23 protein-coding genes are annotated in these 12,890 nt (G+C 62.9%); 22 read left to right on the top strand and 1 reads right to left on the bottom strand.

The features are described 5' to 3' along the window. Nucleotides 1-40 precede the first annotated feature (40 nt). From ACO2Q9_RS02765 to ACO2Q9_RS02670, 20 genes are all read left to right on the top strand, one after another. The gene (locus ACO2Q9_RS02765) at nucleotides 41-340 is read left to right on the top strand and encodes a helix-turn-helix domain-containing protein (RefSeq protein ID WP_423308067.1); all 300 of its coding nucleotides are present in this window, start codon (nucleotides 41-43) and stop codon (nucleotides 338-340) included. Next, entirely contained in the window at nucleotides 337-2,523 is a 2,187-nt protein-coding gene (locus tag ACO2Q9_RS02760; protein WP_423308065.1) for a DDE-type integrase/transposase/recombinase, read from the top strand. The genes ACO2Q9_RS02765 and ACO2Q9_RS02760 overlap by 4 nt, the downstream gene beginning before the upstream one ends. Nucleotides 2,524-2,598: 75 nt before the next feature. Further along, nucleotides 2,599-3,333 carry an AAA family ATPase gene (locus ACO2Q9_RS02755; protein ID WP_423308063.1) on the top strand — a complete coding sequence of 245 codons (735 nt, stop codon included), beginning with the start codon at nucleotides 2,599-2,601 and terminating at the stop codon, nucleotides 3,331-3,333. Continuing rightward, complete coding sequence (locus ACO2Q9_RS02750) at nucleotides 3,330-3,629, top strand: hypothetical protein (RefSeq protein ID WP_423308061.1); 300 nt, start codon at nucleotides 3,330-3,332, stop codon at nucleotides 3,627-3,629. The genes ACO2Q9_RS02755 and ACO2Q9_RS02750 overlap by 4 nt, the downstream gene beginning before the upstream one ends. Continuing rightward, complete coding sequence (locus ACO2Q9_RS02745; protein WP_423308059.1) at nucleotides 3,610-4,245, top strand: hypothetical protein; 636 nt, start codon at nucleotides 3,610-3,612, stop codon at nucleotides 4,243-4,245. The genes ACO2Q9_RS02750 and ACO2Q9_RS02745 overlap by 20 nt, the downstream gene beginning before the upstream one ends. Beyond that, the gene (locus tag ACO2Q9_RS02740; RefSeq protein WP_423308057.1) at nucleotides 4,229-4,585 is read left to right on the top strand and encodes a hypothetical protein; all 357 of its coding nucleotides are present in this window, start codon (nucleotides 4,229-4,231) and stop codon (nucleotides 4,583-4,585) included. The genes ACO2Q9_RS02745 and ACO2Q9_RS02740 overlap by 17 nt, the downstream gene beginning before the upstream one ends. Beyond that, the gene (locus ACO2Q9_RS02735) at nucleotides 4,582-4,818 is read left to right on the top strand and encodes a hypothetical protein (protein ID WP_423308055.1); all 237 of its coding nucleotides are present in this window, start codon (nucleotides 4,582-4,584) and stop codon (nucleotides 4,816-4,818) included. Before ACO2Q9_RS02740 ends, ACO2Q9_RS02735 begins: the two co-directional genes overlap by 4 nt. Then, nucleotides 4,815-5,096: a hypothetical protein gene (locus tag ACO2Q9_RS02730; RefSeq protein ID WP_423308053.1), complete on the top strand. Its 282-nt coding sequence runs from the start codon at nucleotides 4,815-4,817 to the stop codon at nucleotides 5,094-5,096. The genes ACO2Q9_RS02735 and ACO2Q9_RS02730 overlap by 4 nt, the downstream gene beginning before the upstream one ends. After that, the gene (locus tag ACO2Q9_RS02725) at nucleotides 5,093-5,659 is read left to right on the top strand and encodes a hypothetical protein (RefSeq protein ID WP_423308051.1); all 567 of its coding nucleotides are present in this window, start codon (nucleotides 5,093-5,095) and stop codon (nucleotides 5,657-5,659) included. The genes ACO2Q9_RS02730 and ACO2Q9_RS02725 overlap by 4 nt, the downstream gene beginning before the upstream one ends. After that, the gene (locus tag ACO2Q9_RS02720; RefSeq protein ID WP_423308049.1) at nucleotides 5,653-5,955 is read left to right on the top strand and encodes a hypothetical protein; all 303 of its coding nucleotides are present in this window, start codon (nucleotides 5,653-5,655) and stop codon (nucleotides 5,953-5,955) included. The genes ACO2Q9_RS02725 and ACO2Q9_RS02720 overlap by 7 nt, the downstream gene beginning before the upstream one ends. 10 nt (nucleotides 5,956-5,965) lie before the next feature. Then, nucleotides 5,966-6,325 (top strand): hypothetical protein, encoded by a 360-nt coding sequence (locus tag ACO2Q9_RS02715; RefSeq protein WP_423308047.1) that lies wholly within the window; start codon nucleotides 5,966-5,968, stop codon nucleotides 6,323-6,325. Nucleotides 6,326-6,348: 23 nt separating this feature from the next. Then, the gene (locus tag ACO2Q9_RS02710) at nucleotides 6,349-6,969 is read left to right on the top strand and encodes a DUF3164 family protein (protein ID WP_423308045.1); all 621 of its coding nucleotides are present in this window, start codon (nucleotides 6,349-6,351) and stop codon (nucleotides 6,967-6,969) included. A 418-nt stretch (nucleotides 6,970-7,387) separates the two neighbouring features. Beyond that, on the top strand, nucleotides 7,388-8,071 hold the full coding sequence (locus ACO2Q9_RS02705) for a hypothetical protein (protein WP_423308043.1): 684 nt from the start codon (nucleotides 7,388-7,390) through the stop codon (nucleotides 8,069-8,071). Then, nucleotides 8,068-8,328, top strand: coding sequence for a hypothetical protein (locus tag ACO2Q9_RS02700; protein WP_423308041.1), 261 nt, complete (start codon nucleotides 8,068-8,070; stop codon nucleotides 8,326-8,328). The genes ACO2Q9_RS02705 and ACO2Q9_RS02700 overlap by 4 nt, the downstream gene beginning before the upstream one ends. After that, nucleotides 8,325-8,561: a hypothetical protein gene (locus ACO2Q9_RS02695; RefSeq protein WP_423308039.1), complete on the top strand. Its 237-nt coding sequence runs from the start codon at nucleotides 8,325-8,327 to the stop codon at nucleotides 8,559-8,561. Before ACO2Q9_RS02700 ends, ACO2Q9_RS02695 begins: the two co-directional genes overlap by 4 nt. Continuing rightward, nucleotides 8,558-8,839, top strand: a complete 282-nt coding sequence (locus tag ACO2Q9_RS02690; RefSeq protein ID WP_423308037.1) for a hypothetical protein — start codon at nucleotides 8,558-8,560, stop codon at nucleotides 8,837-8,839. The genes ACO2Q9_RS02695 and ACO2Q9_RS02690 overlap by 4 nt, the downstream gene beginning before the upstream one ends. Then, a complete protein-coding gene (locus ACO2Q9_RS02685; protein WP_423308035.1) occupies nucleotides 8,836-9,330 on the top strand; it encodes a hypothetical protein in 495 nt (164 codons plus the stop codon). Before ACO2Q9_RS02690 ends, ACO2Q9_RS02685 begins: the two co-directional genes overlap by 4 nt. Nucleotides 9,331-9,619: 289 nt before the next feature. Further along, on the top strand, nucleotides 9,620-9,889 hold the full coding sequence (locus ACO2Q9_RS02680) for a hypothetical protein (protein WP_423308033.1): 270 nt from the start codon (nucleotides 9,620-9,622) through the stop codon (nucleotides 9,887-9,889). Beyond that, nucleotides 9,882-10,325 carry a phage protein GemA/Gp16 family protein gene (locus ACO2Q9_RS02675; RefSeq protein WP_423308031.1) on the top strand — a complete coding sequence of 148 codons (444 nt, stop codon included), beginning with the start codon at nucleotides 9,882-9,884 and terminating at the stop codon, nucleotides 10,323-10,325. Before ACO2Q9_RS02680 ends, ACO2Q9_RS02675 begins: the two co-directional genes overlap by 8 nt. Then, nucleotides 10,322-10,735 (top strand): Mor transcription activator family protein, encoded by a 414-nt coding sequence (locus ACO2Q9_RS02670; protein WP_423308029.1) that lies wholly within the window; start codon nucleotides 10,322-10,324, stop codon nucleotides 10,733-10,735. Before ACO2Q9_RS02675 ends, ACO2Q9_RS02670 begins: the two co-directional genes overlap by 4 nt. A 396-nt stretch (nucleotides 10,736-11,131) precedes the next feature. On the opposite strand, the gene ACO2Q9_RS02665 is transcribed toward ACO2Q9_RS02670, so the two are convergent. Further along, on the bottom strand, nucleotides 11,132-11,359 hold the full coding sequence (locus tag ACO2Q9_RS02665) for a helix-turn-helix domain-containing protein (protein ID WP_423308027.1): 228 nt from the start codon (nucleotides 11,357-11,359) through the stop codon (nucleotides 11,132-11,134). A 208-nt stretch (nucleotides 11,360-11,567) separates the two neighbouring features. On the opposite strand from ACO2Q9_RS02665, the gene ACO2Q9_RS02660 reads away from it, so the two are divergent. Beyond that, nucleotides 11,568-12,323 (top strand): lysozyme inhibitor LprI family protein, encoded by a 756-nt coding sequence (locus ACO2Q9_RS02660; protein ID WP_423308025.1) that lies wholly within the window; start codon nucleotides 11,568-11,570, stop codon nucleotides 12,321-12,323. A gap of 4 nt (nucleotides 12,324-12,327) precedes the next feature. Further along, nucleotides 12,328-12,825, top strand: a complete 498-nt coding sequence (locus ACO2Q9_RS02655) for a DUF1643 domain-containing protein (protein WP_423308024.1) — start codon at nucleotides 12,328-12,330, stop codon at nucleotides 12,823-12,825. The last annotated feature ends 65 nt before the right edge of the window (nucleotides 12,826-12,890 follow it).

Here is a 12,890-nt window from a genome sequence, read left to right as displayed (position 1 = left end):
TAGCTTGCAGCCACACATTTATGTGTTCATAATCATGGCTATGGACACACAAAAAGGTATGGTCTCACACGATTGGCATCCAGCCGACGTGAAGGCTGCTCTGGAAAAGAAAGGGCTGTCGCTCCGCCAGCTCGCCCTGAGTAACGGGTATTCACATTTCCAACGTGTTCTTACAACTCATTGGTGGGCTGCTGAGCAGATCGTCGCCAAGGCGCTGGGTGAAGAGGCCAAGAATATCTGGCCCAGCCGATACCTGACATCCCGTGAGCGCGCAAAGCGCCAGACCCGCAATGTCCGGGTCACGCGGAGCGGCAAGATCCAGACGGGAGCGCGCGCATGACGTGGCTTACCGTTCCCCAGCTCACCGGCCTGCCTGGCATGCCCACCAGCGTTCCCCGCTGCCGGGAGTTTCTCCAGCGTTCCTCTATCACCAGCCGCACCCGCTCCGGCCGTGGCGGTGGTCTCGAGTACCTGAGTACCGAGCTGCCGCAGGGCGTGCAGCAGGCACTGGCCGCGCAAGCTGTCGCGAGGATGAAGCCGATTGCCGCCGCCATAGAGGCAGGCGCAGCGGCCAGCCAGGCTGAACAGACGCAGGCCTGCGCAAGCGCGATGGCCCGCTATGGGCAGCAGCTGGAGCGCTCCGGCGGCTTCGACCCGGCGCAGAACCCGCGCCTCGATCTGTTCCAGCGCTTCGAGTCCTATCACCGCGCACGCGGCGGCGCTGTCTGGCCTGCCATCACCGAGTTCTGCGCGCTGTGGGCGCGCGGCGAAATCGAGGCGCTGGCCGGCACGCTGGCCGCATATCCCCAACTCCCAGCAAAGACCCTCGACAAGTGGTTCCGCGCATGGCGCATCAATGGCGTGGAAGCGCTGTTGGAACGCAAGCCACGCAAAGACAAGGGGCAGGGCCTGCTGTCCCAGGACAAGGATTTGCACGATGTGTTCGTGGCAGTCATGTCCGAGATGCTGGAACCTACTGCCCGGCAGATGGGTCGGGTGATGACAGTAGAGTTGGGGAAGATCGACAAAGCACACCTGGTGCCGGCCGAGCGCACGCTGCGCGCCTGGATGCAGGAATACAGGTCAGGCAACAAGGTCGCGCTGCTCAAGCTGAAGAACCCGGACGGCTGGCGCAACAAGTACATGCCGGCATTCGGCTCGCGCAGCGAGCACATCCTGCACGTCAACCAGGAATGGCAGCTCGACTCGACCATCGCCGACGCCCAGCAGCGCACGGAGATTGCCTTCGGCCTGCATGACGGTGAAACCGGCGAGATCCGCAGGCACGCCCTGGTGGCTGTGATCGACGTGTTCACCCGCCGGGCCCAGGTGCTGGTGTCCCGCACCAGCAGCGCAAACGCGGTCAAGGCCGTCACGCGCCGGGCCATGCTGGCATGGGGCAAGCCGCAGCGCGTGAAGACCGACAACGGCAAGGACTACACCGCCATCGACTTCGATTTCGGCCTGCAGGCTCTCAAGATCGAGCACGCCCTCTGCACGCCTTTCAGCCCGGATCAAAAGCCCTTTATTGAGCGTTTCCTCGGCACGCTGCTGCATGACTTGTTCCCGATGCTGCAGGGCTTCGTCGGCCGCGATATCACGCAGCGCAAGGCCATCGAATCAGCCAAGAGCTTCGCCCAGCGGTTCGGCGACGGCGCGGTCGAGCTGCGCATGACACCCGAGCAGCTGCAAGGCGTGATCAACGGATGGCTGGACGAGTACCACGGCCGCGTTCACAGCGAGCTGGGTTGCAGTCCTGACGAGATGGCCGCACGCAACACCACGCACACGGTGCAGGTGCCCGAGCGCGCGTTGGACCTGTTCATGATGTCCGTGGCCGGCAACGGCAGCCGCACGGTCCTCAAGCGCGGCATCAGCCTGGGCAATGCCTGGTTCGCAGCACCTGAGCTTGCGGCCGTCATGGGCGAGCAGGTGTACTGCCGCCAGGACGAGGCAGATCTGGGCACGCTTCACGTCTTCGCGGTGGACGGCACCTACATCTGCCAGGCCGTCGATCACACGCGCCTTGGCATCGGCCGCGCCGAGCTGGCCGCTAAGGCGCGCCACATCGAGCGCACCACGATCACGCCGCAGGTCAATGCCATGCGCAAGGCCGGCCGCGCCGGGCTCGCCGACAAGGCTGTTGCCGCGATCTATTCCGAACGGCAGGACGCCGCGGTTGACCAGGCGAGCAACGTCACGCGCATCGCGCCTCGTGTGGTCGAAGAAGTCACGCCGGCCGTGCAGAGCTTCCTCGCATCGACCGACGACAGCGCAACCCTCACGAAGCGCGAAGCCGCGCGCGCCGCCTTCGCCGAGCAGGCCGAAGCCGCGCCTGTGCACCGACTGGATACCCCGCGTCAGCGCTACAGCGCCTGGGTTCGCCTAAGCGCTCGCCATCAGGCCGGCGAGCAGCTCGGCCAGCGCGACGTGGAGTGGCTGCGCCACTACGAAGGCAGCAACGAGTTCGATGCGTGGGATGCGATGCAGGGAGGAGCGGACCCGCTCGCGGAAGCAGGTTGAAAAAAAGTGCCCGCCTGGGCGCAGCAACGCAACAGGCGGGCGGGTGTCGATCAGGTAATCAACGAAAGGTAGTTTATGGCAAAGGTTTTCGATCAGCAAATTGCGGGCATGGGGGTGGCGAAGATCACCAATGTGGCGCTCGCATTGACGGCGATGAAGCAGATCCAGTCTGCAACGTCCCAGATGCCGCGCATGGCGGTGCTCTCCGGCCCGCCCGGCCTCGGCAAGACGCAAGCGGCAATGTACCTCGCCCATCCCCTCGGGGCCAATGCCTACTTCGTGCAGATGCGCATGTTCGACACCACGAAGACGATGGCGCAGCTCATCCTCGCCGAGCTGGATGTGCGCTTCAAGACCTCATGGTCCGTCGCCCAGATGTTCGAAGCGACTTGCGAGCGCCTCATGCAGACCGGTGACCGGCCCCTTGTGATCGACGAGGTTGACCACATCGCCGAGAAGGCGTGCATCGACTACATCCGCGCGATCCACGACCAGTGCGCAACACCGATCTTCATGATCGGCGAAGAGCGCCTGCAGCAGAAGCTGCTCTCACGCCACGAGCGCTTTCACGACCGTGTGCTCACTTGGGTCAGGGCGATGCCCTGCGACGCCGAAGACGCCGAGTTGCTGGCGAAGCACTACGCACCCCAGCTGCAGTGGGATGCCGAGGTGAATCAGGCGCTGATCGCGGCCACCGGCGGTGTTGCTCGCCGCATCACCACGGAGGTGGAACGCCTGAAGGAAGCCGCCAAGCGCGCGGGCACGGACAAGGTCACGGTGGCAATGGTCGCCAAGGGGGCACGTCGATGATCACGACGCTGCACGGCAAGCAAGACCTGCTCGTCTACCCCACGGCACACGTCGAAGTCTCGCCGTCCGGACGCGTGCAGCTCTGCACGATCCGGGGCGAAGCGCTCGGACGCAAGCTGAACGTCGCGGTCCACCTCGACGTGAACACCGGCGAAGTACTTCTCTTCAGTCCGAAGGCATTTGTCGGCACGTTCCGGCTCGGTGATCTGGTGATGGCACAGCTGACTCGCGAACTCTTTGAGGAACGGCGTGAGCTGCAGGAAATGGGAGGTGGCAATGCCGCGCAAGCCCATTGAAGTTGAGATGCGGTCGTTGCAGACGCCGCGTGAGCGGATCTGGGCAGCGATCCTCGCATGGCCGAAGGGAAAGCCCTTCACCAAGCTGGAGCTGCAGGACACCGTCTTTCCGATGGTGTCTTGGACGATGCTGCAAGACTACGCGCGCGTGCTGGAGATGGCTGGCTATCTCCAGCGCGTCGGCGGCCAGCCGAGTGGCCCGAAGACCTACGGCAAGCCACTCAAGCTCCTCCTGGTCCACCGCGCCATTGTTGCTCCGCGCTTGGACAAGCATGGTCAGGAAGTGACTCAAGGCCTCGCGACGACAGCCATGTGGCGCGCCATGAAGGTTCTGCGTGATTTCGACTATCTGGACATCGTGCGCAACGCGTCGATTGCCCCGATGGTGATCAAGCCCGAGACAGCAAAAGGCTATGTCCTTGCTCTGGCACGCGCCGGGTATCTCGCGCTGACCAGGCCGTCAAAGCCGGGCGTTCCGGGTCGCTACAAGCTGGCACGCAACACCGGCCCTCATGCGCCCGCCATCACGCGCCGTAAGTGCGTGTTCGACCGTAACACGGGCACGTTCGCCGAACTTCAGACAGCGCAGGAGGTGTGCGATGGCATCGACGAATAACCCGAAGGTGCCGGTCGCCCTGCCGGCCGAAGTGAAGGCGGCGCTCGAAGCTGCTGTGAGGCGCCTGGGCACGCAGACGCGCGCGGCCGAGGAGCTTGGCGTCAGCGCAGCGGTTGTGAACAACCTGCTCAAGGATCGTTACCTCGGTAACGTCGCAACGATGGCAGACCGCATTCGCGGTCAGTTCATGGCCGAGACGGTGCGCTGCCCGGTACTGGGAGAGTTGAGCAAGCGCGACTGCCTGGACAACCAGCAGCGCCCTCTGGTGTTCACCAACGCGCTGCGCAGTCGCCTCTTCCAAGCGTGCAAGACCTGCCCGAACCGGAGGGACGCGTCATGACTGTTCGTCTCGTCAAGAAGCCGGCGTGGGCTCCTGCGCCCGTGGTCTACCTGGGCGGTCATTCGCTGCTGGCACGCGCACGGCCCTGGCTCATCGCGCTTGCCATCGTGTTGGTGCTGGCCGTCAACACGGTGCTGGGGATGGTGTGGTTCGCCCGGTGGGACGCCGCGCTCGAATCCGCCCACCTGCAGGGGATGCTGGTCGGCTCGACCATGTGCGGAGGTGGGCAATGAACCGGGGCAACGCCATCGCTCAAGACCACCGCATGCTATGGCTCTCGATGCTTCACCAGCCTGACTGGTGGACCGCACGCCGCCTCACGCTGCTCTGGGCACCGACGTTCACCCTGGAAGAGGTGGAACGCATGCTTCAAGCGCTTGTGAATGGCGGTTTCGTGCTGCAACGCGCACCCGAGTCGCATCGCGGCGAGCGCGTTCCGACGTTCTCCGTCACAGACGACTGCCTGGTGCTGCCAGGCATCGTCCAGCGGCCGGAAAGGATGGCGGCATGAGCCACCTGCAATGCCCTTCCTGCGGCGCGGAGATGAACCTCGATGTGGCGATGGCCAACGAGGCGCTGCGGCGGGCCACGTTCGATCTGCTGCAGCTCAGCCTGCCGCTCGGCGCGCTCGTGATGCGCTACGTCGCGCTGTTCCGGCCGGCCAAGAACCGGCTGAGCCCGGATCGCATGGCGAAGCTGGTGGCGCAGCTCGTGCCCGACATGCAGCGCGAAGCCATCACGCATCGCGGCCGTGACTGGCCGACGCCGCGTGACAGCTGGCGCGCTGGTTTCGAGACGATGCTGGAGAAGGCTGCGGCCGGGAAGCTGACGCTGCCCCTGGACTCGCATGCCTACCTCTACACGGTGTTGGTCGGTACCGCCGACAGGGCCGAGGCAGCCGAAGAGGCTGCGATGGAAGAGCAGCGACGCAACCGGCGAGAGACAGGTGCGGCCACGCCGCCCCGGCAAGTCACCGAAGTCGTCGAGCGAAAGCTCGGCGTGCCGCCGCATATCCGGGAACAGCTCGACGCCATCAAGCGCGGCGAACCCATTCAGAAAGGTTCGACATGCTGAACAAGCCATCGTTCGAAGAGGCCCGCGTGGGCCTGCCCAAAGAGCTTCAGGATCGCGCACTGCAGATCGAAGCGCTCATCTCGGAACTGATCGATGCGTGCAATCGCGTCAACCCTGAGTCACACCCAGACATCGTGCTGAACGCACTCCTGAGTGTGTACGCCAACGCCGCTCTCGACATTGTTTTCGCGCAGGCGGCGTCGGAGAACCTGGTCAAGGCTTCCCTCGTGTTGATCGTCGAGGCCGCAAATCGCGCGGCCAGCCGCGATGGCACGCCTTCGTCACCGCTTCACTGAAAGGTCTCCCATGATCGACACGAGCAAAGTTGACATCCGCAAGGACCACGTCCTGGAAGCCCTGCAGCGCCATGTCGGCCGTGAGAACGGCGTGCACATGCGCGACCTGGTTGGGCGAATCCTCAACACTGTGCTGGTGACCGAGGCGCACGAGCGCAAGGTGCGCGAGCTGATCACAGATCTGCGCAACGACGGACACCACATCTGCGCGCACCCCGGCAGCGGCTACTACATGGCCGCGAACGCGAAGGAGCTGGAAGACACCTGCCGCTTCCTCCTCGAACGCTCTCAATCCACCGTTGATCAGGTGTGCCGCATGCGTGGCGCATTCGCCATCGACCTCTACCAACAAGTCGGCCTCAGTCGCTGAAAAGCTTTTACCGGAGAAATCACATGAATGAAAAGAAGACCGTTCCCTCGGGCTACATGGAAGACGCCAAGGGCGCTCTGATTCCGACCAGCAAGGTCAAGCCCGTGGACAAGGACCGCGACAGCGTCGTGCGCCAGCTCTGCGACATGGCCGAGCAAGTCAGCGCAGATCTGATGGCGTTCAAGACCACTGCGATGAACCACGTCAACGAGTTCATCGAGCGCAGCCTGGCCGAGTACGACGCCAAGGCCGGCGGCAGCAAAGGCAACGTGACGCTGCACACCTTCGATGGCCGGTACCGCATCGTGCGCCAGATGCAGGACACCATCACGTTCGACGAGCGCCTGCAGGCGGCGAAGGCGTTGATCGACGAATGCGTGAAGACCTGGAGCAAGGGAAGCAACGACAACATCAAGGTGCTGATCAACGATGCCTTCCAGGTGGACAAGCAGGGCCAGATCAACACCGGCCGCGTGCTTCGCCTGCGCAGCCTGCAGATCACCGACGAGCGCTGGCAGCGCGCGATGGAAGCCATCGGCGACAGCATGCGCGTTGCCAGCACGAAGCCCTACATCCGCTTCTACAAGCGCGATGACACCTCGGGCCACTACTTCCCGATATCGCTGGACGTGGCAGCTGTATGAGCACGGCCACCTGCATCAGCTGCAGCTGCACCGACAGCCAGGCATGCCCAGGCGGCTGCAGCTGGCTCGGAGTGAACCGACACGACGGCACCGGCGTGTGCAGCCGCTGCCCGAAGTCTTTGACGCAGTGGCGGGCACAGCAGGCCGAAAAGCGGGCACCCGAGAGCAACGAGGGCCAGCAGCGCATCCAGATCGGGCCTACAGACATTTGAGCAACGCATGGCTGGCCGGTCTGGGATGCGTTCGGCCAGCGGGGATTAGCGGTGAGTGCCCCGGTTTTGGAAGAGCCGAAAACCGCCGCAGCGTGTGACGACGTGGATTTTTCCTTTAGGGCGTCGGGCACACGCCGAGAGAACGGGGTGGCCCGGCTCTCGTTAAAGCCCTTTCACAAGAGGGCTTCAACGAGAGGTCAATGAACATGAACGAATCCCTCCTTGATCAGGTTGCGGCTCCGGCCCGCCTGGTCTTTCCCCTGCCGGCCCCGGCCGGTGGGGGCCTTTCTTCTTCGGAGAAACCACCGATGCCGTACGCGCCACGCCACGACTCGCTGCCGTTCAAGGTCATGGAATTCTTTGCCGCCAATCCCGATGAGGAGCTGGGCGTCGAAGACATCGCGTTGAAGTTCGGTGTCGATGCGCGCGGCGTTCACACGCAACTCGGTCACGCCGTTGTCCGCAATGCGCTCATCCGCGAGCGAGGCGATGACGGCGAGTTCTTCTATAGGAAAGGACCCGAGGAAATTCACGTCTCGGTTCTGAAGGCCCGACATCCCGTGCTTGCCCAGCATGAACAGATGGACCGCCGGGCAGTCGCCCAGCCGCGTCGTCCATATCGCGGTGGCAGCGCTGGCAACGCCGCTGTCGATCTTTCGAAGGTGCGACTCGAGTCAGACGTCCCCTTGCCTAGCAATTGCATGGCATCGGCCATTCGGGAGCAGATCTCCGGCCTTCTCATGAAGATGACCGTGGGTGACTCGTACCTGCTGCCGCTGTCGGTGCGCCGCACCGTCGACTCCGTCGTGAAAGACGATGAATTCACGTTCCTGACTTTCCTTCGCCGCGCCGTCGATGGTCAGAACTTCCGCATCTGGAGAACGAAGTGAAGCAACACCGCGTGCCTTCTCTTCAGTGGATCGGTGCTGTGTTCGGCATCCTGGGAGCGGCGCTGCTGGCAATGCAGATCCCGCCCGCGTTGGGCTTCGGCTGCTTCCTGGTGAGCAACGTCGCCTGGCTGCTGTTCGCAGCTCACAACCTGCTGCGCGGCCTGTTCTGGCAGCAGGTGTTCTTCGCCATCACCAGCCTGGTCGGTTTGTGGAACTGGTGGCTTGGCCCACTTCTTTTGGGAGGAGCCGCGTCATGAAGAAGCCCGCCAAGCTGCAAGTGAACACTGCCGGCGCATGGAAAGACGTGTGCTCGTTTGACGTGGCCGACGCAACGGGCACAGCGATCATCATGAATGCCGCTCACGACATCGGGTACTACGCCAATCCCGCTGTTGGCTTTCGTGTCGTCAGCGTGCGCGACGGCTATGCAACGCCGCTGATGTCTTGGGCCAAGGACAACGGCTGGACTGAGTGGGGAGCCAGCACATGAGTCGCCCGTGTGACGCCGTCGAATGCAAGGCCGTGGTGGACACGGGCCGCTTCATGTGCTCCCGCCACTGGCGACTGGTGCCGCAGGCAACGCAACGCACCATCAACGCCCGCTATCGCGCTTCGCCGACGCGCTTCGCGCTGATGCATGACGTTCGCTATGTCGAGGCGTGCGCCCAGGCCATCGAGGGGATTGCTACGGCTGAAGGCAAGCCGGGTGAGAACAGCTACCGGAACCTGGTGAATGTTCTCCGGGCGAAGCAGGAGGCAGCGTCATGAAGTGGCTTTGGAATGCCCTGTTCAAGTGGGCCAGCAACCGACAACCAGACCTGGTGATCGGCGGCAAAGAGCGACCGTATCTGAAGCGCCACCGGCTGCTGCCCAGCAACCCGCTGCTGAACATCTTTGTTCACGAGTTTCTCCGCTCCGACGACGACCGTGCCTTGCACGACCATCCTTGGCTTTTCAACATCTCGGTGTTGCTGTCGGGTGAGTACCGCGAGCACACGCCGCATGGCGTCTTCGCGCGCTACTGCGGCGACATCGTCTTTCGCTGGTGGAAGTCGCCGCATCGGGTGGAGCTGCTGACCATTGCCGATTTCGTGTCCAGCCAGCCATACAACGACACGCCTATTTCATGCTGGACGCTCTTCATCCGTGGGCCTCGAATTCGGGAGTGGGGCTTCTACTGCCCTCAAGGCTGGGTGCACTGGCGTGATTTCGGTGGCCGTGATGACCGTGGCGCTGTCGGCAAAGGATGCGATCAGTAATGCCGTTCTACCGTCTCAAATTCGGAATCGTGCACATGAGGGGCAGCAAGCTCCCTGAACCGTGCTGCGCTTTCGTAGTGATCAGCGGCGCGGAAGAGCGATGCCTGGCTCCGGGCGGCTACTTGTGCGATGGCGTTGACGGCCGTCGTCCCAGCGGCACCTGCGACACGCCTCTGTGTGCAGCGCACGCTCATCAAACCGGGCCCAACGCGCACCTCTGTCCGAGTTGCTTTCGCAGCGAGGCCGACGCGCAGCGGCAGCGCAGTCTCTTCACTTCGCTGGTGAACTGATGCTCAAAGTCCGCTCGCGTCCTCAAGAGTTCATGGCAGTGCAGTGGCATCAGCCTGGTGACGCATCCGAAGTCGAGGTGCGCGATCCCCTGCGCACGCGCGCGGGCGATGAACGCTGGGGCGTGCACAGCATGGACAGAGGCTTCCAGGCGCTGCTGCCGGGCTCGTGGATCGTTTTTAACGAGGGCAACACCCTGAGCCCTCACGTCTATGCACCGGCGCGCTTTCATGCGCTTTTCGAAGTTGCTGAGGAGGAGCAGCATGGCTGATCACGCACGCGCCGCAGATCTGAAGCGCATCCACGCCATGCAACGCCAGCTGGGCCTGCTGGGCGAAGACGCCGAGACCGTGAAGCACCAGGTCACTGGCGTCTACAGCAGCGGCGACATGAACATGGCACAGCGTGCGAAGTACATCGCTCATCTGCAGGGGCAACTGGCGCGTACGGGCGTCTCCAAGCCAGTGCAGACGACGCGTCGCCCCTCGCGCCCTACGCCGTCACCTGCTGCCGCGCCTATGGTGCGCCGCATCCGGGCCCAGCTCATCAGCCTGGGCAAGCTGCCGGACACGTACGCGGACGGCATTGCGAAGCAGATGCTCGGCGACCAGGCACCGAAGTTCTTCGAATGGTGCACGCCGCGCGACCTCTACAAGATCACCCAGGCGCTCGGCGTCGAGCAGGACAGGAAAGGAGTGCGGAAATGAACCTCACTGACACGCCAGCCGAGGCGCGCCGGCACGAGCTGCTCGCGGATGTCGCGGAGCAGGCCGCCGTCCAGCTGATGAAGAAGCATGGCGTCGCGGAAGAGCAGGCCATCGACGTTGGCAACCACCTCGCCGACTGGCTGGCCGAGCACTGGAAGGGCCAGAACATCTACATCGTGGGCGATCAGTCGTTCCGGCTGTCAAAGCGTGATTGGGAGATCTTCCGCCGCATGGAGCGCGGCAACGCGCACGAGCTGGCCCGCGAGTTCGGCATCAGCTATGTCCGGGTGCACCAGATTTATCGACGCTGCCTGGTGGAATGGCGGAAACGGTCGCAAAATGACCTCTTCGGGGCGGAATCCGGAGCGGCAACTGCGCCGGTTATCCACAGCGGCGAAAAGCCGGCTTGAAGGGGGATTTACGGACATGTTTCAGCAGCCGATCAGTGGGACGGAAGGTGTCCAAAGCGGACATGTTCAGCTCTTCCGGGTGGGCGGCCTGCTGGCATGTCGGTCGGCTGAGGGAGCTGCGGACTTCGCGGCCTTCCAGCGCGCCGTACAGAGGGGGATTGAGCTGCCTCAGTGGCCGCCACGAGTGGAGCCGAACCGCCCTGGACAGGTTCGCTCTGAAACCGCCGCCGCGCTCGGCCAGATCGATGCCGCTAACGTGTCCATCGGAGTGGACCTAGGCAGGGCTTAGAGCCCTGATTTCATTGAGAAAATCCCGCGTTTTCCCTCTTTTTCCCGCCTTATCCCGTTTCCTCTGTGATCATTGCCTTGCACAGCTTGGCTACTGACCGGTCGCCGCTATCTACTGCCGGTGATTGGGAATAGCTCAGCCACTTCAACCTGTAGCGCGTTAGCCAGAACTTCGATGGCATCCAGTGAGGGATTTCCAAGCCCTCGCTCGATGCGACTCATGTAAGACCGTGCATAACCGCAGGCATCAGCAAACGCTTCCTGCGAATAGCCGGCTTCTTCCCGCAGTTGACGGATGCGTACCCCGAATCGTTGCCGAAGTGTCTGTTTGCTCACATCGGCACTTTGACTGTCTGAGCATTAATAGGCCACGCACTGATTGTTGACGCACTAATCGTGACATAAAATTTTCTCGTCTCATCAAGAGGAGAATGGAATGTCGAGGTGTATGTGGTTGGGTGGAGTTAGTGTCCTTGTGGTGCTGGCGGGCTGTGCCGACTCCGCATCGGGCCCTAGCTGTTCTGCTGAGGACGCGCAGAAGGTGTTGAGTCAGCTCATCTGGCAGGACGTGGAGAAGCAGTTCTCCTCGACGGTTGGTGCGGACAACGCCGCGCAGCTAATGGATATCACCCGAAAGAATCTTTCGATTCAGCTATCGGGTATCACGACCACCGAAACCAGCAAGGAAGTGCGGCAAGTCAGTTGCCAAGCGTCGATGACGACGACGGTGCCGGAAACGCTCAAATACGACCTCACCATGTTCCGCACGTTGGTGGCGAAGGAGGGCAGTGGTGTTCAGATGCAAGACAGGACGCTTTCTGGTCATGTGGAATACCGGGTTAGTCAGTCTGATGACCGCAAGACGATCCGGGTTGAGGCGCGTGGCTATTCGACATTTGCCGGCCTCGTCGGTGGGCTGGGCAGCGTCTTCTACACGCAGGCCATGGAGAGCAGGGGGCAGGCGGCCCGGGCTGCGGCTGTCCCAGCCCCTGAGCCAGCGGCAAAGGAGGACATCTCTGACCCCAGGGAAGTCGCCCAGGTCGAGTATCAGATGGCTGACAAGGCGCTCAACGACGCCTATCAAGCCGCTCGGGCGACCATGACTGACGCGCAGAAGGTCGCCCTCCGCGATGAGCAGCGGGCGTGGATCAAACGCCGCGACGAAGAGTGTTCGGAATCCAGGATCGAGCAGGACACGAATGGCGATATTGCTGGCGGGCAGGCAATGCAACTGGAGATTCTGAGTTGCAAGTCCAAACTGACTGCCGAGCGAGCCAAACAGTTGCAGGGCCAGGGTTGATGCGATGTTCGACATCTACCACTCGGACGAGGGCGACACATGGCGCTACACGCTCGGCCAAAGCGGTGAGCGACCGCTTCTCGTCATAGGCCTGAATCCATCGACGGCAACGCAGGAGAGAGCCGATCCGACAGTCGCGCGGGTGCGCAAGGTGGCGGCGCTGCACGGCTACGGCGGCTTTGTGATGCTGAACTTGTACCCGGTGCGCGCGACGGATTACCGGAAACTGCCGGTCACGGTCAGCAAGGTAGCGTTCGAGCGGAACCTCCAGGCCATCGAGGACGTGGTGGCGCAGGTGCCGGAGCCGCACATCTGGGCGACGTGGGGGCAATCGGTTACGTACCACGGCTATTTCTTGAAGGCGCGGGACCAACTGATCGAGCGGCTGGCGAAATACAACCCCAAGTGGTTCCGGCTGGGTGAACTGACCGCTACGGGGCATCCGAGGCATGCGAGCCGGCTGGACTACAACTGGAGGTTGTCGGCGTTCGATCTTGAATAAGGGATGGGGTGAATCCCGGGTCTCGTTCCCGACCAAAGCCATGTATCGATGCAGCGGGAGGGATG

Source organism: Variovorax sp. VNK109, from assembly GCF_049445855.1.
Classification (GTDB): domain Bacteria; phylum Pseudomonadota; class Gammaproteobacteria; order Burkholderiales; family Burkholderiaceae_C; genus JAGOCV01.
This window is presented reverse-complemented; position numbering and strand designations above follow the sequence as displayed.